Below are 19,989 nucleotides of genomic sequence, written 5' to 3'. Positions count from 1 at the left end.
CGGGCGTGGGAATCCACGAGGGATTGGCTTGGTGTCGCAACCCCAACCTCTCATGGCTCCATGCCCACCCAATGGCTTGAGACCCATTGCGCCGCAATGGCTCTTGGTCTTGTGTCCGTCAGTCAGCCCTCGAAGAGCCTGGAGTATCTGGGTTGTGAACTCCCCAGCAATACCTGTTTCGGTCTCGATATCGGATCGAAGCTCAACCAAGGCTGGATCGTCATCAGGAAGATCCGCAAGCCTCAGGTTGGGAGCCACGAGATTCAGCTGTTCTGGCTCCATCTCAGGACATAGAGACTTCCCTTTCAGCCAGAGGGATGCGGCTGCGATCTGCACCGCTCGAGGATCAATATCAATCCCATGCAGCGTGTGAGCCAGCAGGTGCTCCACAATCACCCGTTCGCTCCATTCGGGGGAATCCTTCAAGCCGCGATGCCTGGCTTCCTCCTGAAACAGAGCCAACAGCAATCCCAACGCCACCACCAGGAAGTGGCCTGATCCGACCGCTGGATCGAGAATCTTCCACTCACGCACGGACGCAGGCGCGAGCTCCACCGCCTCATCGGGGATCTCCTGCTCTGGCAGGAAGTAGGCCCAGCTTCGTTCTTCTTCTGTTTCCAGCGGCATCAGCTCCGTGAGGCTCACCTCACCCGCCGCCCGCTTGGTACGCCACGCAATCCGGCGCTCTTCCAGCCGCTGCAGCGTGCCATTGGCTTCTACCTCTGGTGCCCACCCGTTCTTCTTGCAGAGGGTGAACCACATCAGGCCCAGGCTGTTCTGCAGCATCCAGTCCACCATGTAGCGCTCGGTGAACATCTGGGTTTTGCTGGCGATCTCGTGGGGCTCGATCTTGCCGCCGTCGTTGATCTTGGCGTCGAGGCGTTCACGCTCTGGATCGTTCCAATACTGATACACCCAGCCGAGCGTCATGTCGTCGCTCCAGCAGGTCTCCAGTTCTTCCTTATTGAGTTCCTCAACCGCATGACGCAAGGTGGCGGCCGGGATCGGGATCAGGTCTGCAATGCCAGCTGAACCAAATAGGCCCGGCAGGTCTTCTGCCAGTTCCTCGCACACCAGCTGCAGCAGGAAGCCAAAGCCCTCGGTTGGGTCATCGCGGACAACGCCCCGGGCCAGGTCGCGGAAGTCCTGATAGGCGCGGCTGTTCCAGCCCCCTTTAATCAGAGCTGGTTTGCGTAGCGGTTGACCGGAAGCCCTGGGCTCCTCCATCAGCCGCAGGATCACCAAACGGTTCAGCAGCGTGTAGGCGGCCTGCTGTTCGGCCTCCCGCAGAAAATCAAGCCGCTCCCGGCGGCGACCACCGGCGGTCTGAGCCCGCACTTGCTCATCCAGCCAGCTGTCGAGGCGCTTGCGCTTCGTGCGGGAGGTTTCATCCAGTCCCGCATCTTGCGCTCGCACAGATAGTCGATAAGCCGACTCAGTAGCGATCCTCAGGTCATCTAGTAGCCGCTGCCGCAGGCCACGAATCGTGCTGGAGAGAGCCTTCTTGGCATCGGAGGTCATTGCCATGGGTATTGCCCTCAGAGAATCCGCACGCGGCCGTCGTTCTGCACCAGAGGCAGCAGCCGTTCCTCGATCTGCCGTGCCAAGGCTTTCACGTCCTCTTCGCTGCTGAGCTCCCGGTTGCGCAGTTCCAAGTCCACCGTGCGGGTGAGCTGGGTTTTCTTGCCGCTGCTCAACAGAACACGATCCAGCGTGTCCATCGCCTCCTTCTCGGCCCGCTGCAGCCGGGCCACGAATGGGTCCTTCAGGTCGATCAGGCTCGGGGCAATCGCCTCCTCATCGGTGCTGGTGGCACAGGACGCGAAAGGCCGCAGAACCTCGTGGCTCTGGTCAGCACCAAGGGTGCTGAAGTCTCTGCAGCTGCGTACTTTCTGCCGGCTGGCCTCAAGGCGCTGTTCTTGCTCCAACAACAACTTGCTCCGCTCGCTGCGGTAGGCGATGCGGATCTCCTCCAGATCGCCCTCCAGATCCGTCAGGCCACGCCAGGGCTCCGGGCTGCTGAGCTTCTCGCGCACGCGGGTAGCAGCGGCTTCCACATTGGTGGCCGTCACGCCCAGACTCTCCAGCTGGGTGGCCATCCGCTCCACTACCGACTGCGCTTTTCCCAGTGCTTCCACTGTGGTGACACGTACTTCCGCCTCAAGCACCTGCATGGTGGTGAGGCCATCGCGCAAGGCATCGAGATTGCGCAACACGGCCTGCACCGTCAGGCGCGTCTGCCTTGGGTTACGCAGGCACTGCTCCAGAGCGGACTGGAGCTTGGCCAAGGCTGGAGGTTCCTGAAAACCCCTGGGTAGCCCGTTTAGAAGCAGCTGAACCTCGCGTAACCGCTTGGCTAGTTGAGGGAATAGCTCCGACACCGCGTCGGCAATCGGGCCCTCCTCCCGGTCCGTGTCTTTCTGGAGCAGGTCATCGAACAAATTGCAGATCCGGGCCCGATCCTGGCGGCTGATGCCGCCGTCTCCGCCCTTGCTAAAACGTGCCTTCTTGAAGCTGCGGTCTTTGTCGAACAGGTCCTGAACACCCGCATCCCGGGTGGCAGTGATTTCAGGCCCGGTTTCCGGCTGGATGGCGATCTTTCCGTCACGTAGCAAACCAGCCGCGCAAGCTTTCACTACGCCTGGCGCATAGCCAGAAGGTGGTGAGCCCAGGCTCTTGAGCAGTTCGGTGCCTTCCAGGCCAGAATTGTCTTCTATCGCCTGCAGAACCCGCCTGGGAATCTCGCCGCTGCAAGAGGGCACATAACGGCCGGTGTCCAGCTCAAGGATCCCTAGACCCTCCGGCAGAAACTTCGTTGAGGCGCCGTTGAGGTTTAGCTGCAGAAGCTGGTTGAGCTCCGTCGGCAGGATCTGAATCGCCCTGAAGTGTGGATAGAGCAGAGGCAGCGCCTGGTTACCGGCCACCAGGAGGGTTGCCCCAAATGTCTGGCCGCAGTCCTTGGGGTTGAGGCTCCGGCCCTGGAAGTAGAGCGAGCCATCCATCCAGCCCTGGGCAATGGCCTGCTTCAACTGGGGGATCAGCGCATCGCGCCGGGTCTGCTCATCGAGCAGCAACCGCTGCCGCGCTGTGGGCAGCGACTCACGCCGCGGTTGGTACTTCTGGATGATTGCCGAGGAGCGATGCAGCTCCTTGGCGAGGTCTTCCACGGCATCACTGTTGCCAGCAATCCAGAGCAGACGTTTCTTCAGCAGGGGATCCTCAGCAGACCGCCGGATCCAGGTGCTCTCCACCCGTTCATCCAGCGGCAGACAACGCAGGTCGAGGGTGAGGCAGGCGTCATCGCGAGGATCAATCAGTTGCGCGTCGTTGGCATAGCGGCCATCCGAGTAGCGCACCTCCCAGGGGAAAGGCCGCCCCTCCAACTTGGGACGTTCCACGCTGGAGGCATCGCCCATCAGTTGCTTGAGGCTCTCGTGCAGCTGCTTGCTCAGCTCCTGCCGGCTGAAGGGGAAGTCGTTGCGCTCGCGCTCCCACTCCTCCCCAGCGGTGGATTGGATCTTGTAGCCCAGTTTCTCCGAGTAGCCCAGCAGATTGCGCCGGCGCAGCTCCTCCAGGGCCTGGCGCACTGCCGCCTGCTGATTGCCGCCGTTCATCCGCTCAGCCAGGCACTTGGCCACCAGCTCTTCTGTGGTCGGCTCGCTGTCCTGAATCAGCTCCAGCAGGGCCACGGCTTTAGCGGCCCGCAGCATCAGCTCGCTGCCTTCGCCGGTGCACTGCCCCTGGATGCGCGCCATCGACGACTGGGTGTCGGCATCGAGTGCGGTGTACTGCACCTCGTAAACACGATCCAGGCTCACCAGGGTGCCGATTGGTTGATCCGCTAGTTGTTGCCGCCGGAACAGCTCGCCCAGCAGCTGCAACAAGCCCCGAATCGCCTGGTCGTCGCCTTGGGCGCGGCTGGAGCGGGTCCGCAGCACCGACGTGATCCGGAGGATCAGCTCGATCTGCCCCGGCAATAGCGGGTAGACGTCTATGAACTCATCGGCCGTTGCCTCATCACAGCCGTAGGCGTAAAGCTTCAGATCAGTCCGGTGCCGATCGAAGAGTTCCCTCAGCTGGGCTCCGCCTTCAGGGGTCTTGGCGAGGATGCGCTGGTGCACCACATCGCGGATGTTGGTTGGCGCCAGGTGTACCTGCAGCTGGGGCGGGAAACGATCCTTCGCCCACGAGAGAAAGGTGTCACCAGCTGCTTCATCGAGTTTCTGCTGACCCAGGGCCAGCAGCCAGGCCTTGCCTCGCAGCGTGGATCCCAAGGCCGATGCAAAGGCGCGCAGGCGATCCGTACGGTCGCGGTTGGTCAGGACGTACTGGGACACCTCGTCGATCACCAGGAACAAAGTCGATCCCTTGGCCCGGAAATCGAGCATGTCCCGGATCGCTCTCACCGCCTCTTCCGGTGAATCCCGCCGCTGATGAGTACCCGCCCGGCTCTCAAACCAGGTCGTTGGGTCGACATAGCGATCCGGGAAAAGCCTGTGCATGACTTCCGAGAAATCCTCTTCAGCCAACTGGTTGTCCTTGACCTCATCCCAAGGCTTGCCCAATGTCTGCTCGGCCGTTTCAAGGAACTTCGGCCAGAGCCCATCGCGCTCGAGCTTGAGCTCGAAGTCGGCTACCAGGGGTTCGGTGGAGCAGTAGCCCAAGCGCTTCTGCACCTGGCCAAGGGCGACAGCATGCACGTGTTCGTCGTCGCGGGCGACGCTGCCGATGTCGAACACGACAGCCATCGGGTCGATCTTCTTGCGCAGAGCAGCCCAAGCGTCCTTGAACTCACCGGCGAGTGGAGTGGTGTCGCGACTCAGCCAGGCTTCGGAGAGCGATGTGCCATCCGGAAGCGTCATCCCATCCAGCGCCAGGCCGAGCAGCTTGGCGAAAATCGACTTACCCGATCCAAAGAACCCCGAGATCCAGGCGGTCGGCAGCTCTGGACCGCCTTGTTTGTCGAGCTCGCGCGCAATCCCCCGCAGCAGACGCACGTACTGCTCATGGATGCCATCCGGCACCCTCTGGCGATTCGGATGCCCTTCCGGCCAGCCCCCCGTGATGATGTATTCGCTGACCTCTGCCTGGATCTTTTCGGGGGTCTGCTCGTGGAAATACACCACCGGCGAAATATCGCGGGTGACATCCGAGCGGAACAGCGTGCGTAGGTGGGTGGATGTCATCGCGTCTCGTCAGGGATAGATGCGGGGGCGGTAGTCACTGTCTGGACTGAGAAGACCCATGAACGACAGGGAGGTGGGACCCTGCTTGGTACCTGGGTAGAGCAGCACCACAGGCACATTCCCTGTCTGGCCATCGAGGTGGCGCAACAGTGCCGAAGACCGGAAGAACGGATAGAGCCCGCCTGCGCGCCCGATCAGCACCAAGGTTCGATCGGCCTCATCGGGATGTTGCTCCACGAAGTCCTGAATCAGTCGCTTGCAGTCTCCGGCCAATCCTTTGGGGCCCTCTACCAAGGGCAGAAGTTTGCTCTTGAGGTAATTCAACCCCCGATCAAGCTGCCGATCCGCCATGCGCGTCTCCATGGCGATCACCTTCTCGGACCATTCATCAGGCTGTGAGCGAATGCGATCCAGCAGCAGCTTCTGCAGATCGATCGACAGCACAAACCACCCCTTGGTCACCAGCTCCGCGATCAGCTTCTGGACTTCCAACCGCATCGCGTACTCGTCCTTGGGGTCGTACTGGACGATTGCGAAGCGGTAGTTCCGCATCGTGCTGATGCGCGGTCCATCCTCCGGATCAATCAGGTCACGCCGCAGGGCGCCGATGGCTTCATGGACCTGGCCAAAGAGAGGCAACGTGGTTGTCATGCAGCCACCAGCTCCCTGGATTCAGCGCCGGTCATACCGGAGTGGGCTGCCCAGTCCGCCAGATCGCGGTGCTTCCAGCCCATGTCCACCAGATCGCCCTGGCGGCCAAAGCTCAAGTCCGGCAGGCGCTTGAGCCGATCGTTGAGCAGCCCCCCCTCCAGCCCAACGGAGTGCAGGTAGGGGTTGGCCAGCAAGGTGCCCTGGAAGTCCACCTCGCGCAGCAGGTGCAGCAGATAGGCCAGGGCGTCATCGGGCACTAGAGGAAACACGATCGGGCGTGGGTCTCGCTTGCCCTGGATCAAGCCAGCACTGTGGGCAGTCGACAGAAGCTTGCTCGCCAGCTTGAGTCTTGTGCTCCCCGCCCAGCGACCACCGCCGGCATCCCCGAGCCAGGTCACCACTTGTTGAAGTCCGACCGTCGCGTGGCCAACCCCCAGTCGATCAGGGAGATAAATCCCGCTGAACTGGCGGTAAAGCGGGTCACTGAGCTGCAGATGCCAATGGCAGATCAGCTTCTGGGTGTCACCGCCCATGCCCTGCCAGCGGTGCAGCACCTGGAGTGCAGAAGGAAAGGCCTCGTAGCGGGCCCGCAGATTCGTCAGCAGCTCCCGCAACCGGGTGAGGCTGCGATGCCCGAACCACCCCGCCTCGAACGCCTCCTCAGCCAGCATGAACTGCTGCGCGGCACTCTCCACCCAGAAGATGCGCGAGTTGGCGCTCTCCAGCGTGCACTTGAGTACACGGGTGTGGAGGCGGTCCTCCTCGCGGGGGCGCAGGGTTGGTTTGCTGGCAGCTGCCTGGCTCATGGCTTCACCCGGAAATGCGGCAGGGGGTAGACGTCACCAAGCGGTGCCAGTCCCGCCACCAACTGCTTAACGGCACGGTCCAACCCAGCGGGCGGGGCACCTTTGAGCAAGCGCCCGGTCGGCACCGCATCCGCCTGTACCGGTCCGTGTGCATCAACCCATTGCTCGAACTGGGCTCTGTTCCAGGACTCATGCAGAGAAGCTCCCAGCACCTCAGCCAGGCTGGGGAGGGCCTCCAAGGGGAAGCGTCCACTTCTCTTGTGCGCCTGGAGACGCTCCTCGATCTGCTCGTCCAGCTCGAACCCGAAGCGATACAGGGTCAACAGCTGGTCAGGATCGCTGGCCTTGGCCCGCAGTTCTTCGTCCTTTCGGCGCGCCGCTTCCCGCACCGCCTGGAGCATCGCCCAGGGGTAGGTCTTGGGAAGCAGGCGGCGCAGCAGGTCTTCTCCGCCGAACTCCGACACCAGATCGGTCTGCCACCAGCTCAGCCGCGGCTCTTCTCCACCCTCCCCAGCCCAGGCCACGGCGAGCTGAGCGGTCAGGACCAGATCCAGATCACTGGTCGTGGCAACGGTGCGTCCTCGGCTCTGGGCCGGCTGCCCCTCTTGATCCGCGGTGAGTTCGAGGAGGGTCACGGGCAGGGCATGGCCCAGGTCATAAGCCTCTGATTCTGGTTCCTGGAGGACCACGGCGCATGAGGCTGATGCAGGCCGACAATCCATGCAGGATCTGCATTATTTGCGGAGCCAGGCAGCAGTGCCTTGGTGGCGTGGCCCACTGCCGAACCGCTCGGACTCAGCTCGTCAGTCGCCTGGCAACAGACCTCCCCTTTCTCCTGTCCCAGCTGGTTTTGTTGCATGGCCACCCGTGCCGCTGAGGGCACTGTTGCCGACATAACCCATATTTGGCTCGTTGTTGGTGCGAAACACGAGGATGGATAGGTTGCTCCCGGCTGATGGCCTCTCCAGAGCCAATCTCTTCTCCTGAACTGGTTGCTGCGCAGGCTGCCCGCACCATCGCCCTGCAGATGCTGGAGGAACGAGGGCGGGGCGCGGTGCTGGTGGGCGTCGCCCGGGTGGATGCGGCCTTGGAGCATCTCCTGCAGGCCGTGATGCCTGCCGCTTCCAGCAAAGACGACGGCCTGTTTCTGCCTGAACGTCCGCTTGGATCAATTGGCGCAAAGGTGGCCTTGGCCAGCCGCCTGGGCTTGATCGACTCAACGGTCGAGCGAGCTCTCAATGTCCTGCGCAAGCTGCGCAATGCCTTTGCCCACTCCGCCGAGTCGGCCTCCCTTTCAGATCCTGCCCACAGCTCACGCCTGGAAGGCATCTACAAGGAAGCCATGGTCAACCCCTTGTGGGGGCCATTGGAAACGGCCTTAGCGGCTCAGACCACAACAGCCAAGGCCGAGCTGGATCCAGACCTGCGCAACTACATCCTGCTGATCACCATCCTGGTGGCTTTTCTGGAAGCCACGGCACAGCAGCTCCAGCCACTGCGGCCACCTGTGGTGATGGGGCTCAGCGGCGTGACTGCGGTGAACGGCTGAGCAACTTTCACCGGACACCTCTAGTGATGGCTGCCGCGCAGGCCTCTTCATGGTGCGGGGCGGCGTCAAGGATCGGAGCCATGCCCGCGGCTGGCTGACGGTGGTGCCGCATGACGCGGCACATGGGGGGATCGTCGCTGGTCCTTGACCCCGCCCCGCTTGGAAGTGACGTCCTGCGCTGCGCCCACCATGGCCCTCGCTCACGTCCACACCGCTCGCCGCCTTCATTTCTCTGCCAGCAGTGATGGCTTGCTCCTCTGGCTCAGTGAGGAGTGCTGGGGCCGGGGCCTGATCCGCCTCGCTGAGCTCCTTGATGAGCTGCTCACCGAGCGGCAGGCCGAGCAGCCCGAGCCACACCTGGATCCCGAGCTGGAGGCCCTGCTGCCCTTCTGAGGGCGGGGGGCTTCGGCCCCCGTTCAGCGAACTTCAGCGGGGTCAAACAACGTCATCGCGGACCTGGGCATGGACGCAACTGGCGTGGCCCACTGCTCTGGCGTCCAAAGGAACTGGATCGCCACCGGGCCGGCGCACACCCACCGCATCCCTCGGCCAGTCCTCACGCCGCGTCAAGGATCGGGCCATGCGCCCCTGCGGGGCGTCCTTGCCACGGCGCTGCGGCCGGCCGTTGGGGGTGGGGTTCTTCGCCGTCCCCAGATGGCTTCCCCGCTTTCCACCTCACGCCAGCAGCAGCAAGCCAAGGCCCTTAGCCGCTCTGCCCTCCTGGCCCGCGATGCCTTGGTGCTGGAGCACCTGCCGCTGGCTGATGCCGTTGCCTCAGCTGCAGCCCGCCGCTTCTTCCCTTTGGTCGAGCGGGAGGATCTGATCCAGGTAGCCCGTGAGGCGCTGATTCGCTCCGCTCCCAGCTGCCGCGCTGGCGAGCCTGCCGCTCCATACCTGCGCCGCTGCATCAGCGGGGCCCTGCAGCATCACCTGCGGGATCGCGTGCGCCTCGTGCGAGTGCCCAGGCAGGTCCACGAAGCAGGTGATTGCCCCTTGGGCCACAGCAGCCTCGATGCCAGCACCAATGGCGAGCCTTGCCTGCTCGATCAGCTGGCCAGCCCAGAGCAAGAAGCAGTCGGGCCCGCTGATGATCTGGCGCTGGAGCAGCTAGTAGAGCAGCTGCCTGCAGCTCAAGCCACGGCCCTGAGGCTCACCATCCTGGAGGGCCTGTCGCTCCGGCAGGCAGCAGAGCAGCTGCAAATCAGCGCCATGTCGGTGCAGCGGGCCCAAAAGAAGGCAATCGAGTCCCTGCGGAAGCTGCTCCAGGCCTGAGGCCTTGGGCCGCCTCTGGCGGCCTTAACCCCTTGCTCCACCCACTCGCGCCTGCTCAGGGTTCCGCTGCGGTCCCTACAGACACAAGCTTTGATTCCTTGTCTTGCCCACCAGTGGCTTGCTCCGGGCTTCCTCAGTCTGAGGCATTCCTGCGTCATGCCTCCGCTTCGGGAAGTCCCTTCGCTACGCCCCATGGCGCCGATTTCATGGCTTCTCATTCAGCTGCCGCCTCACCGTTCTGCAGGCCAGAGGAAGATCCGTTCCTGCTGCTCGAATCCACGCTGCGCTCGATGGAGGAGATCCTCCGCCGTAGCCGCGGGTTGCCGCTGCGCCGCACCTGGATCGAGCAGCCCTATGGAGAAGAAGAGATCACGATCCTGGAAGAGGAGGTGATCCCCGCGATCCAGCAATGCCTGGCGCGGGTGGATGAGCTCGATGAGCGGCTGCTGGCCCAGCAGGAGCTGCTGCAACGTTGCCAGCTGGAGGCTGGTCGTGAGGCGCTAGCTGAGTTGAGGCTGCAGATGGCCTGAGGCCCAGGGCCCGCCGGGAGCCCTGATCCCGGCTTCTCTCCTTTGTTGCGCCCAGCCCTGCAGTGGGCTGGGTCAGTCCGGTGACGAGGCCCATGGCGGACTGGTCATGCCGGTGGTAGCTAAGGCAGAGCGGGGGTAGCGGTGGTCCACAGCGCCGGAGAGCACTTCCCCGATGGTCCGCCCCTCGGCCAGCAGCCACCAGAGGCGGTGGGCTGACAGCGCCACAGCGTCAAGGCCAAGGCGAGCACCTGAGCGGTGACCTTGACCCCGTGGCTCAGGGGCGTGGAGGGGGGCGTTTCTTCTCCAGTTCGCCATGGAAGCCACCACCAATCCCTGCCGATCCCGCCAGCGCAAGCCACAGCGCCGTCATCCAGTGCAGGTCGCCCAGCAGCTGTTGCTCTTCTCCCTGCCGGTTCCACAGCCGATCGGCTGCTGCTGGGATCTGATCTGCCCAGAGGCCGGCTGGGAGGAGCCGCTTAGCTGGAGCGTGTAGAGCCGCCAGCCGGCTCTCAGCGCCGTGCGCCCGTGGCGGGCTTGAGCTGGCTGAACTCCTGGGCCTCGGCCTTCTGGAGGTGCTGCGACCAGGCATGGCGCAGATCGTTATGGGTGACCCGGTAGCCCAAGCGCCGTGCGGTCTGCAGCAGCTCATTGCGGGTGCGGCAACGGCGCAAGACGCCCTGGAGTTGAGCATTGGCTTCTGCATCAACCACCATCCGCTCCAGATCCGACCAGCTCATCTCCCTGCGCTCTGGGGGCATTGGCACCATCGCGCAGGTGGCGAGGTTGGCCAGGTTCAGCAAGGCACGCTGCGCTCGATTCTTTGCGATCAGCTGAGAGACCCTGATGGGGCTTCCAGGTGTTGGCTTTCAGATGCCCCGGGGCCAAAGCAGGCCGCTGGTAGGGCGAGCTGAGCCGCCGGGGCTGCCACCACCATCACTACCGCCACCGCTGTCCCCGCCACCACCACCAGAGCCAGGGTCCAGCAGTGGTCCCTGCTGCGGGTGCTGGCGTGCGCCCACCGCACTCATGTGCGGGAAGTTGCGGATGAAGTCCGCCGAGCCCGTCACCAGCTGCAGACCGATCGGCGGCAGGCCGGTGATGAAGTGCAGCTCGTTCGACTCCTTCCACTGGCTCAGGCTGAGGGCTGAGCGCCAGGGGCTGCTCTGGTTGTGGCTGATGCCAGTGGGCACCCACAGCCAGACGTCACGGTCGCTGGAGCGCTGGCCCAGCTGGATCATCACCCCGTCGGAGCGGGTCACCCTGCCGAAATGGGTGCTGGCGCCGCGCGTGCTGGTGGAGCCGATGTAGAGCGGCGCCGGCAGCTGGACCAACGGCGGCGGGCTGTCAAACAGGCCCTGGGGCTGGAGCACGAAGTCGTAATGGCCCAGGGCAATTCCACTGCGCAGCTGGTGGCCGCTGGCGTAGATGCTGCTGCCAATGGCGGAAGGCAGGCCGCCAAAGCGATCGCCTGAATAGCCATGCAGCACGATCTGGCCATAAAACTGCCGGTCGGTCTTGGGGAAGATCGCGATCGAGTTCCAGCCCAAGGTGCCGGGGCTCTTGTAGAGGGCATGGCAGCTGTCGCGGTGCAGGTCCTCATTGCCGCCGTAGGTCTTGAGCGCCCAGCAGAAGAACTCCTGGCCAGGCGTGGTGTCGCGTGCGATCAGCAGGATTGCGCCGGCGCTGGTTGCCCCGGTGAGGGTGCTGTCGACATAGGCCAGTCCGGTGCTGTTGCCGGAGGAGTTGCTGTAGGTGCCGTAGCCACCGTTGCCGGTGGTGTCTGAGAAGGTGCTGGCCTTGGCGCTGCCGAACATCGCGCTGCTGCTCGATTGGGTCTCGCCCTGGGCAGTAAGGCTGTCGGTGATGAACCAAAGGTGAGCGGGGTCGGCGGGATGGCCGAGTTGCCAGGTGTAGCCCCAGCGGTTGGCGGTGGCATCGGCGTGGGAGCGGATCACCGAAAGGGGGGTGCTGGCATTGCTGGGCAGGGCATTGACCTCCGTTGCAAAGGCCCGGAAGGCCCCGTCGAGCTGCATGCCGACAGCGGCGGGATCCTTGCTGGTCCACTTCCAGGTGCCGGGGGCAAACACCTGGCAGAACACCTGATAAGTCATTCCCCACCTCCAGCCGGTGGCGGGTTGGTGTTGGCCTCTTTGATGCGCAGCAGCAGGCCGTGGCTGCCGATCCCCAGCCACTCACTGCCATCGGGCAGCTTGTAGTAATTCAGTGCAGCGCTGCTGATGTTCAGGGCAGCAAAATCTGGCGGAAGGATCAGGGGCTGCCAGAACTGGGCTGGTTCATTGGCGCTTTCGTAGTAGCTCCAGTCGGTGGTGGCAATCACCAGCTCAGCGGGGCGGCGGATCATCACCGGTGCCGTGAAGCTCTCCCGCAGCAGGTAGCGGGAGCCGGCAGGCTGGCCGGAGCGGGCGTTCCAGCTCACCGCCCGCAGCGCATCGAAGGTGGTGGAGGGAGGCGAGGCGGCCAGTATCCAGTGACCGGAGACCTGATCGCGGGCGATCAGCAGCGGCATCGCCTGGCGGTTGGTGAAACGGTGCTGGCTGTAAGCGAAAACGAAGTATTCAGCCCCTGGTGTCAATGACCAGCCCACCTGGGCGTTGAGCGGCAACGGCGTGAGGCTCCAGTCGCCGGTGGAGGAGGTGACATTGCCGGCGGGATAAATCCAGCCCAGTTCGTTGTCGGCACCGACGAACGGCTCGCTGTTGCCGATGCCGGGCATGATCCGCAGGCTGGTGCCGGTGAGAAACACCTCGAGGATCAGCACCGCCGGCTCGCCGCCCGGCGTGAGCTGCGAGAGGGTCGCCTCGATGCGCCAGCCGCAGGGGTCGCTGGCGGTGGCAGCGGGATTGGGCGCCGTGGCGATGCGCAGCTGGTGCTGGTTCACCTGGGCGTTGGCCGCGGCGATCCAGTTCTCCAGGTAGCCGTTCACCTCGACGGTGACCGAGGGCCAGGTGACGGCTGTGCCGATCCGGCTGATGTCGATCAGGGTTCGGCTGCTCATGGGGTGCTCCTCATGGCGCCAGCACCACCGCCGTCACGGTGAGGGCGATGGCGGCCTGACTGGTGCCGGTGTTGCGCACCAGCGCCCGCAGGGGAGGTTGGGACGAGGCGGTTGTCACCTCGCCGGAGAAGTAGGTGCCGCCTGGCGGTGCGGACACGACGAGGGCCTCAGCGGTGGTGGCCAGATCGAGCAGCACGCCACTACCGGGGGCGGGATCGCGGCTCACCGGGCGGCTGCCGTCGGCCTCCCTGGCGTTAGCTGAGCTGTAGAGGCTCACCCAGGCCGGTGCATCGGTGCTGATGGCCAGGAAATGGCCGAGGCGCCCCATACCGGGCAGGTCCAGCAGGGCGCTGGAGCCCGGCAGCAGGGGCGTGGTGGTGCGGGTCACGCTCACCTGCTGTCCGGGAACCTGGGTGCGCGGCAGCCAGCTGGCCATGACTGGTTCAGTAGGCGGAGATCAGGGCAGCACCTCGATGCGGCGGATGGCCCGCACCTGGGTGGCGGAAGCGATCGTCTTGCTCTCTGCAAACTGATCGCCCAGGTAGGTCATCCGCTGGTAGGCGGTGCCGCTGGCGACCTGGGTGGAGGTCCAGTGGAAGAAGGGATCGTCGCCGTAGTTCTCGTCGAAGTGCTTGAGCGTCTCCGCCCCACCAGCGCGGAAGGAGAGCACTGAGGTGAGGGCCGGATTGCTGTCGGTGTAGTTGCCGCCCGCCGGCACCGCATAGGGGTTGGCGCCATAACCAGCACCTGAATAGGTGCCATTGGCTGTCGCCTCCGGCTTGAAGGAGCGGTACAGCACATCCCACTCCTGGGTGGCGGGCAGGTACCAGTCGTCGTAGCCGCTGATGGAGAGGGTGCGGCAGAAGCGTGCAGCGGGGTGACTGGTGTTGTTCATCGCCTCGCTGTTCGCCCAGCCGTCGAACACGCTGGTGGTGCCGCTGGTGGCGGTATTGGCGCTCTTCCACGCCAGGTTGAGCGCCGAGCCAAAGGTCTTGGGCGAAATGATCAGCGCGTGCGTAGCCACACCGTTGGCGGTGTGACTGATCAGCCCGGCGTAGTAGCCGCCCTGGAAGGAGCTGCCGATGGCGGGCAGATCGGCCACGCGGATCGGTCCGAGCTGAAAGACGGTGCCGGTGAGCAGGTCGAGGTAGAGGTCACCATCCACCGCACCAGGAATGGTCAGCGGCGGGGCACCGCTGCCGGTGAACCAGCCCGTGCCGCGGGGACCGATCAGGCCATCGGAGCCGGCAGAGCCTTGGATGCCTTGTGGTCCCTGCGGGCCAGCCGGTCCTTGGGGGCCAGCGGTCCCAGCGGGGCCCGCCACACCAGCAGGTCCCTGGGGCCCCTGGATCGAGCCGCCATTCACCCAGCTGTTGCTGCCCGAATCCCAGATCCGCAGCGAGTCGTCGGCCTGCACCAGGTAGGCATCGCCCTGGGCGGCATTGGCCGGCAGGTTGGCGATCGCCGCCACCTGACCTTTGAAGTTGATGCCGATGCCCGCTGGGCCCTGGATGCCCTGGCTGCCAGCAGGACCAGCGGGGCCTGATGGGCCGGCGGGACCTTCTGGGCCTTGCAGGCCGGCAGGTCCCTGGGCGCCTTGAAGACCAGCAGGCCCTTGGCTGCCCTGAACGCCAGGACCGCCCTGCGGGCCGGCAGGTCCCTCAGGACCGCGAATTGAACCGGTGGAACTCCAGGAACCCATGGCAGCCAGTGGGCGGTGCGCCCGTCGCGTCACTGCCTATTGCCATGGAGCTCTGCAAGAAGCTCGGAGCCCCATCTATTGACGCGCTCTCAGCTGAGCAGCAGAGAAATGGTCAGCCCTGCCGGCGAGCCAGCCACGGCGGTGATCTCCAGCCACATCCAGTGCTCAGCTGGAACAATGGCATTCGCAAAGCTGCTGAACGCTGTACCACTGCTGGTGCTGCTCACCGTCATCGCTGAGCTGGTCGAGGCCGCGCCAGTGGCCGATGTATCGGCCCCGTGGCGGAGATGGAAGCTGACGCTTGGACTGCCGCTGCCGCTGCCGCTCAGCACCGCATCCACCCTGGTGATGGATAGCGAATGGGGAGCACGCAGCACGATGCGCTTCTCGTTGGCCTGCGGTGCGGCAATCCAGATGGTCTCAGGCGGTATCGCTCCGGGTGGACCCAACAGCGAGGTCAGCTGGCGCCAGGAAAGGGGCATCGAGGGGAGCAGTGGCCGCTATGTCCTCTTGCCATCAGGCCGCCAGCTCGTAGACCTGCCCGCTCAGCCGGTCCAGATAAAAGTCCCCCACCGCTGGCGCCGGCTGCAGGGTGGAGGGCGGTGGGCCGTCGCCGGAATACCAGCGGGTGGCCCTGCTGCCGACACCCGATTCCTGCACCACCGCCAGGGCCGGCTCGCCGCTGCTCGGGTCCGGCAGGAAACCCAATCCGCCATTGGGGTGGAGGAGCAGGCGCCAGACGACGGCATGGCGGCCGTCGTAGGGCTCACCGGTGATGCCACCGCTGGGTATCAGTGGCTGGATCACGCCTGCTGTGCCGCCACCGCCATCGCGATTGTTGAGCAGTTGCTGGGGCGGCACCGGACAGCCAACCAAAGCGACCTGCAGGGTGGCGATCAGCATCCCCAGCTGCACCTGCACGGTCACATCGGCCCGCTGGGCGTAGACGTGCCGCAGACGTGGGGCTTGCCTGGAGACCGCCGGCCAGGGCATCACGTTGCTGCTGCCATCGCCCCACGTCACTGAGATCGGCGTGGGGATGCTCTGGCGCGGGTTGATCAGCAGCTCGATCGCGGCCGAACCGATCGGTTCGTTCCAGCGGCTGTCGGCTGGCAGCCAGAACAGTTCCAGGTCATCCGCAGGGATCGGGCCCTTGCGGTAGCCCAGTTCTGCCCAGCGGCTGAACTCCATCGGCAGCACCCATTGCTCCACCCCCGGGCAGCCCACTGGTGGAAGCAGTCGCACCCGTTGGCCGCCCACGGTGCGTGGTTGCTGGGGCAGGGGGTAGGGCATGGCCAGCAGGTGGTGGGATCAAATCAGCGGGTCGTCCAGGAGGCCTTCTGGCAGGGCGCTGAGCGGCGCATCCTGTTCCGCAGGTGCACTCGGCTGGGGGAGGGGAGCAGCGTCGGCCGCGGCCTCCGGATTCAGCTCTTCCCTGGACTTGCGGCTCCGCTTGCCGCGGGCTGATGCAGTTCTTGCATCACCTGCTTCCTCGTGCTCCGGCTCAGATGGCAGAGCAGCGGATGTTGGTTCGCTGCCCTGCTCCGTAATGCGGATGTCCCTTGTGGCCGCAGGCGCTTTCGCCCCGACCACGCGCCACCCGATTGCCAGCCAGCCGGGTAAATGCACCGGCCAGACATGGCGCTCCTCCGGCCCCTTGCTGATGCGCAGCATCCCTGCCGTCTGGGAACCTGCTCCGTGCAGCGCTGTCATGGTCAGGCCGGCAGGGTGGCGGTCAGGCCCACCACCATCCCCTCGGGCGTCGAGGGGGTGACGACAGCCTTGGCAAAGCAGAGCGCCGGCAGATCGGCGTTATCGACATCGGCGGTGTCCAGCAGGATGTCGTGGCCGCTGATGTAGGCCTCCACCCGGCCGCCCTCTGCCGGCACAGCGACGGTGGCGACAGGGACAAAGGTGCCCCTGGTTCCGTCGCGCAGCTCGGGCGCCAGGTGCAGCACCACCGTCACCGCAGCGCTGTGGCCGGGGTGGGACACCAGTAGGGAGAAGCGGGCAGCGGCATCAAGCTTGGTGTTGAGCTTCACTACCTCACCGCTGGTGAACACCTTCTCGGTGTCACGGGTGGCGGAGCGGTTGGTCCAGCCCACCAGCAAGGTGGCGGCATCCAGCAAAGGGTTGGCTTTCAGGCGGGTCATTGGTCGTTCTCCAGTCAGGGAATTCAGGGGGCGATCAAGAGATCGGGGCGATGGAGTGGAGCCGGCCGGCAGCGCGCGGATGCATGACGCCAAAGCCGACGTACCAGTCGATGCGGGTGCGGAATACAGGTGCATCCGGCACCTCACCCAGGTCCCGCACCGAGATGCCGTAGCGGCTCTGGAACGGGCCCTGCAGGCCGGTCACCGCCTGATCGCCAAAGGTGCAGCAATAGATCGAGCTGGTACCGCCGGCCTCGCCGTAACCCAGCACTTCCAGGCCCTGGGCGTCGCGATCGACCGTGAGGATCTGGCACTCCTGGTAGTGATGCACCATCACGCCCAGGTTGTTGGTGCTCACGTTGTAGATGCCCTGGCCAACCGTCTGGCGGGCGAGGGCATTGAGCTGGCGCCGCATCGCCTTGCTCATCACCAAATACTTCTTGCCGCCGTAGGAGTTGACCGAGTCGATCAGCTCATCGAGCTTGTCGAAATCGAGTGCTCCGCCACCGTTGTTGAGGGCCATCTCAGCTCCAGGGGAGAGGCGCCGGGCCAAGCCGTCAAAGCCCCGGCCCTGGCTGGCGGTGGCATCACCGTTGATCAGGGCCGCCTCCAGCGTCAGCCGCATCGAGCGCACCTTCATCTCGGTCTGTGCAGCCCGGGCTTCTGGGCCCTGCAGGTCCACGATCGAACGGTCCACATCGACGTCGCCGCCAAAGAGGTGCACGGCTTCTGACTGGGGGTCGACGACGCCGTAGCTCTGCTTGTAGCCCTCGTTCACGGCCCGGAAGCCCACCGAGGGGAGTTCCTTCTCGACGGAATAGAAGAGACCGCCGCCAGCGATGTTCATGAACGGCAGCCAGCTGAGCAGTTCGCCCTCAGCGAAGGTCTTGATCACCGCCAGGTGCTCTAGGCGGGTCTCGTACTTGGCTGCCTCGATCAGGGTGAGGCCCATTGGTGCTGCACTCCTGGGGCCTGGCCCCTGTGACGTCACTGCCTATTGCCATGGTCAGAACGTGGCTCCACAGCAGCGCATCCAAACGGGGAATCTGCAGGGTGTCGGTCGCCATCCCAGTCGGCGAGGGGAAGAAGGGATGCACCGCTGCCCCAGCCGTCTCGCCCTGGCAAGGATCAGGCCGGGCGCCTCTGCGAGACGTCCTTGCCAGGTCGCTACAGCCGGGGCCTGACGCGGGTGTCCCTCGCCTTCCTTGAGATGGCTTCCTCGTTCCTTTGCTCTCCAGCCGCCGTCGAGATCCGCCAGCTGGTGGTTCACTCCTATCCCGATGGCATCAAGGCCGCCGGTGCCGAGCGCGTCACGGTCTTTTATGGCCGCCAGGGCAAGCCGGTGAAAAAGCCCCGCTTCCTGCCGGCTGAGCTGGCCCACCAGCTGGCCCGCAAGCTGCAGGCCAAGCGCCTCGGCACCGTCTCAGTGCTCTGAGGGCTCTGCCCTTTGGGCCTCGGGTCCAGCCCCGGTGGAGCTGCGGCTCCCCGGGGCTTTCCGCTGCCAAGCGGATCAGGACAGCGGGCAGACAAGCAGCACCTACCGACGAGTTGCCACCGACCAGACAATGCGCTGAGTAGACCTCACCCCATGACCACTCTGAGCAGCCGCCCCTCATTGCTGAACAGCATTGCCCGGGTGCTCCTGTGCCTGGTATTCGTGCATGCCGTGATCGGCAAGCTGACGGGCTTTGCCGGACCCGCTGCTGCCATCGCCGCCAAGGGACTGCCGCTGGCTCCGGCACTTCTGGTGGCGGCCATAGCCCTGATGGCGGTGGGTTCGGCCCTGGTGATCAGCGGCTGGAGGGCCCGCCTGGGGGCAGTGCTGCTGCTGGTGTTCCTTGTGCCCACCACGTTGCTGTTCCACGGCGATGTGAGCAGTGGTCCGGAGCGGATCCAGCTGTTCAAGAACCTGGCAATCGTCGGCGGCCTGCTCCTGGTGATTGACCAGGACGGCAAGGCCTGAGGGGGGATTTCCCAGGACCTAAAAAATTTCCGAGGCACCCTGCGCCGCTGCCAGAAACAGGGGGAATACCCCTCGCGAGTTTGGGTTTTTCTGCGGGGATCTGCAGGCTTCTGCAAGGAGTTGCAGGGAGCTGATTTTGAAACGCAAATTATGAGCAAATCTCGCAATTTTTTTCGCGTCAGTTTCTCCCTTTTTGATTGTTGATTGATTGCTTGCTTGTGTATGCCCAGGTTCGGGCGGTGGCGGGGTTGAATCAGTTGCGCGTCAGCGGCGGCGGGTTTGATTGGTTGAGCGTTGGGCTGCTTGCTCCGCAGCATCCATCCGTCGGGCAAGACCAGTGGCCCAGCGACGGCCGGGCTCACCACCCCAGCCATCCCAGGCCTGACGGCCTTTGCCGTAGGCCTCCCAGCCGGAGCCCTGCTTGTCCACCTCGTGGCGGGCGAAGTAGCTCACCATCCGGTCGATGGTCGCGGGTGAGAGCTGCTGACGGTTGAGCAGCTGCCGGGCTCGTGCTAGCCCCACAGGCGTCATGCCGCGATTGGAGGGAGGTTGCTTGGCGCGGCGCTCCAGGGCACGCCTGGCTGCAGCGGCCACTGGCTGCGGCGGCCGGAAGGTAAGGCCTCGATAAAAGCTGCTCGGCCGCCGTGCCATTGGAGTGTGCTCGAACTCAACGACGAGCACCGCGGCCGTTCACCGCGAAGGACGCCCGGTAGAGCTCCGAGGCCGACATCGCCTGGGGGTTGATCGGCTCGCCGTTGCTGCCGATGCCCGATGCCGTAAGCGCACCAGCGGCCTGCATGCCAGCCGGTCCCCGCTGCTGGAACAGGAAGCCGTAAACGGGATGCACGCGCATCTGATCGAGGAACTCGGTGGTGGTCATCGGCCTGCCGTCATCACCGAGCAGGGGCTTGCCCTGGGAGTCGAGGGGTTCGAGCACGTCCTTGCCGTCGTTGCCGTTGCTCAACCGGAAGCAGGTGCCCAGCTGCCCTTTGAAGATGTCGAAAAAGGTGCCACGGCCATCACCGCCGGTGCGGCCTGTCCGGCGACAATGAAGTTGGCCGGTCGGCGACAAGCTCGTTGGCCGGTGGGGTGAGTGCTGGAGACCCTGGCGCCGATGCGCAGGGACCAGGGGATGCCGGCACCACTGACGAGCCACCAACG

At 64.8% G+C, this 19,989-nt stretch carries 24 protein-coding genes; 7 read left to right on the top strand and 17 right to left on the bottom strand.

Going from position 1 to position 19,989, the window contains the following annotated elements:
• The 5 genes from KBZ33_RS18200 to brxE all read right to left on the bottom strand — a co-directional run.
• A partial coding sequence (locus KBZ33_RS18200) for a DNA methyltransferase (protein ID WP_315859232.1) occupies positions 1 to 1,527 on the bottom strand: 1,527 nt, incomplete at its 3' end.
• Between the two features lie 11 nt (positions 1,528 to 1,538).
• Positions 1,539 to 5,186 (bottom strand): BREX system P-loop protein BrxC, encoded by a 3,648-nt coding sequence (gene brxC, locus KBZ33_RS18195; protein ID WP_254954829.1) that lies wholly within the window; start codon positions 5,184 to 5,186, stop codon positions 1,539 to 1,541.
• Positions 5,187 to 5,195: 9 nt separating this feature from the next.
• The gene (locus KBZ33_RS18190; RefSeq protein ID WP_254954827.1) at positions 5,196 to 5,837 is read right to left on the bottom strand and encodes a DUF1788 domain-containing protein; all 642 of its coding nucleotides are present in this window, start codon (positions 5,835 to 5,837) and stop codon (positions 5,196 to 5,198) included.
• Complete coding sequence (locus KBZ33_RS18185; RefSeq protein ID WP_254954826.1) at positions 5,834 to 6,643, bottom strand: BrxA family protein; 810 nt, start codon at positions 6,641 to 6,643, stop codon at positions 5,834 to 5,836. Before KBZ33_RS18185 ends, KBZ33_RS18190 begins: the two co-directional genes overlap by 4 nt.
• Complete coding sequence (brxE, locus tag KBZ33_RS18180; RefSeq protein ID WP_254954825.1) at positions 6,640 to 7,278, bottom strand: BREX-6 system BrxE protein; 639 nt, start codon at positions 7,276 to 7,278, stop codon at positions 6,640 to 6,642. Before brxE ends, KBZ33_RS18185 begins: the two co-directional genes overlap by 4 nt.
• A gap of 320 nt (positions 7,279 to 7,598) precedes the next feature.
• On the opposite strand from brxE, the gene KBZ33_RS18175 reads away from it, so the two are divergent.
• From KBZ33_RS18175 to KBZ33_RS18155, 5 genes are all read left to right on the top strand, one after another.
• Positions 7,599 to 8,192, top strand: coding sequence for a hypothetical protein (locus KBZ33_RS18175; protein ID WP_254954824.1), 594 nt, complete (start codon positions 7,599 to 7,601; stop codon positions 8,190 to 8,192).
• A 189-nt stretch (positions 8,193 to 8,381) separates the two neighbouring features.
• Entirely contained in the window at positions 8,382 to 8,585 is a 204-nt protein-coding gene (locus KBZ33_RS18170; RefSeq protein ID WP_254954823.1) for a hypothetical protein, read from the top strand.
• Positions 8,586 to 8,846: 261 nt separating this feature from the next.
• Positions 8,847 to 9,464, top strand: a complete 618-nt coding sequence (locus KBZ33_RS18165; protein WP_254954822.1) for a sigma-70 family RNA polymerase sigma factor — start codon at positions 8,847 to 8,849, stop codon at positions 9,462 to 9,464.
• A gap of 206 nt (positions 9,465 to 9,670) precedes the next feature.
• On the top strand, positions 9,671 to 9,994 hold the full coding sequence (locus KBZ33_RS18160; protein WP_254954821.1) for a hypothetical protein: 324 nt from the start codon (positions 9,671 to 9,673) through the stop codon (positions 9,992 to 9,994).
• Between the two features lie 313 nt (positions 9,995 to 10,307).
• Complete coding sequence (locus KBZ33_RS18155) at positions 10,308 to 10,487, top strand: hypothetical protein (RefSeq protein ID WP_254954819.1); 180 nt, start codon at positions 10,308 to 10,310, stop codon at positions 10,485 to 10,487.
• A 16-nt stretch (positions 10,488 to 10,503) separates the two neighbouring features.
• On the opposite strand, the gene KBZ33_RS18150 is transcribed toward KBZ33_RS18155, so the two are convergent.
• The 10 genes from KBZ33_RS18150 to KBZ33_RS18105 form a co-directional block, all read right to left on the bottom strand.
• Positions 10,504 to 10,731, bottom strand: coding sequence for a Nif11 family protein (locus tag KBZ33_RS18150; RefSeq protein WP_254954818.1), 228 nt, complete (start codon positions 10,729 to 10,731; stop codon positions 10,504 to 10,506).
• A 129-nt stretch (positions 10,732 to 10,860) separates the two neighbouring features.
• A complete protein-coding gene (locus KBZ33_RS18145; RefSeq protein ID WP_254954817.1) occupies positions 10,861 to 12,105 on the bottom strand; it encodes a hypothetical protein in 1,245 nt (414 codons plus the stop codon).
• Positions 12,102 to 13,010, bottom strand: coding sequence for a hypothetical protein (locus KBZ33_RS18140; RefSeq protein ID WP_254954816.1), 909 nt, complete (start codon positions 13,008 to 13,010; stop codon positions 12,102 to 12,104). The genes KBZ33_RS18145 and KBZ33_RS18140 overlap by 4 nt, the downstream gene beginning before the upstream one ends.
• Positions 13,011 to 13,020: 10 nt before the next feature.
• Positions 13,021 to 13,446, bottom strand: a complete 426-nt coding sequence (locus KBZ33_RS18135) for a hypothetical protein (RefSeq protein WP_254954815.1) — start codon at positions 13,444 to 13,446, stop codon at positions 13,021 to 13,023.
• A 21-nt stretch (positions 13,447 to 13,467) separates the two neighbouring features.
• Positions 13,468 to 14,712 (bottom strand): hypothetical protein, encoded by a 1,245-nt coding sequence (locus KBZ33_RS18130; RefSeq protein ID WP_254954814.1) that lies wholly within the window; start codon positions 14,710 to 14,712, stop codon positions 13,468 to 13,470.
• A gap of 89 nt (positions 14,713 to 14,801) precedes the next feature.
• On the bottom strand, positions 14,802 to 15,194 hold the full coding sequence (locus KBZ33_RS18125) for a hypothetical protein (protein WP_254954813.1): 393 nt from the start codon (positions 15,192 to 15,194) through the stop codon (positions 14,802 to 14,804).
• Between the two features lie 34 nt (positions 15,195 to 15,228).
• Positions 15,229 to 16,005 (bottom strand): hypothetical protein, encoded by a 777-nt coding sequence (locus KBZ33_RS18120; RefSeq protein WP_254954811.1) that lies wholly within the window; start codon positions 16,003 to 16,005, stop codon positions 15,229 to 15,231.
• A gap of 18 nt (positions 16,006 to 16,023) precedes the next feature.
• Complete coding sequence (locus tag KBZ33_RS18115; RefSeq protein WP_255011883.1) at positions 16,024 to 16,386, bottom strand: hypothetical protein; 363 nt, start codon at positions 16,384 to 16,386, stop codon at positions 16,024 to 16,026.
• A 41-nt stretch (positions 16,387 to 16,427) separates the two neighbouring features.
• Positions 16,428 to 16,865: a hypothetical protein gene (locus tag KBZ33_RS18110; protein WP_254954809.1), complete on the bottom strand. Its 438-nt coding sequence runs from the start codon at positions 16,863 to 16,865 to the stop codon at positions 16,428 to 16,430.
• 34 nt (positions 16,866 to 16,899) lie between these two features.
• The gene (locus tag KBZ33_RS18105; RefSeq protein ID WP_254954808.1) at positions 16,900 to 17,817 is read right to left on the bottom strand and encodes a major capsid protein; all 918 of its coding nucleotides are present in this window, start codon (positions 17,815 to 17,817) and stop codon (positions 16,900 to 16,902) included.
• 258 nt (positions 17,818 to 18,075) lie between these two features.
• Between KBZ33_RS18105 and KBZ33_RS18100 the strand changes: the two genes are divergently transcribed.
• Together KBZ33_RS18100 and KBZ33_RS18095 are read left to right on the top strand one after the other, a co-directional pair.
• Positions 18,076 to 18,300, top strand: coding sequence for a hypothetical protein (locus KBZ33_RS18100; protein WP_254954807.1), 225 nt, complete (start codon positions 18,076 to 18,078; stop codon positions 18,298 to 18,300).
• 153 nt (positions 18,301 to 18,453) lie between these two features.
• Positions 18,454 to 18,828, top strand: a complete 375-nt coding sequence (locus KBZ33_RS18095; RefSeq protein WP_254954806.1) for a DoxX family protein — start codon at positions 18,454 to 18,456, stop codon at positions 18,826 to 18,828.
• A 264-nt stretch (positions 18,829 to 19,092) separates the two neighbouring features.
• Here KBZ33_RS18095 and KBZ33_RS18090 read toward each other — a convergent pair whose 3' ends face one another.
• Both KBZ33_RS18090 and KBZ33_RS18085 read right to left on the bottom strand, forming a co-directional pair.
• Positions 19,093 to 19,422, bottom strand: a complete 330-nt coding sequence (locus tag KBZ33_RS18090) for a hypothetical protein (protein ID WP_254954805.1) — start codon at positions 19,420 to 19,422, stop codon at positions 19,093 to 19,095.
• 73 nt (positions 19,423 to 19,495) lie between these two features.
• On the bottom strand, positions 19,496 to 19,989 hold a 494-nt coding region (locus KBZ33_RS18085; protein ID WP_254954804.1), incomplete at its 5' end, for a hypothetical protein.

The sequence above is a fragment of the Cyanobium sp. Cruz-8D1 genome (assembly GCF_024345975.1).
Taxonomy (GTDB): domain Bacteria; phylum Cyanobacteriota; class Cyanobacteriia; order PCC-6307; family Cyanobiaceae; genus Cyanobium.
Note: the sequence above shows the minus strand (reverse complement) of the source record. Positions and strands in the feature narration are given on the sequence as shown.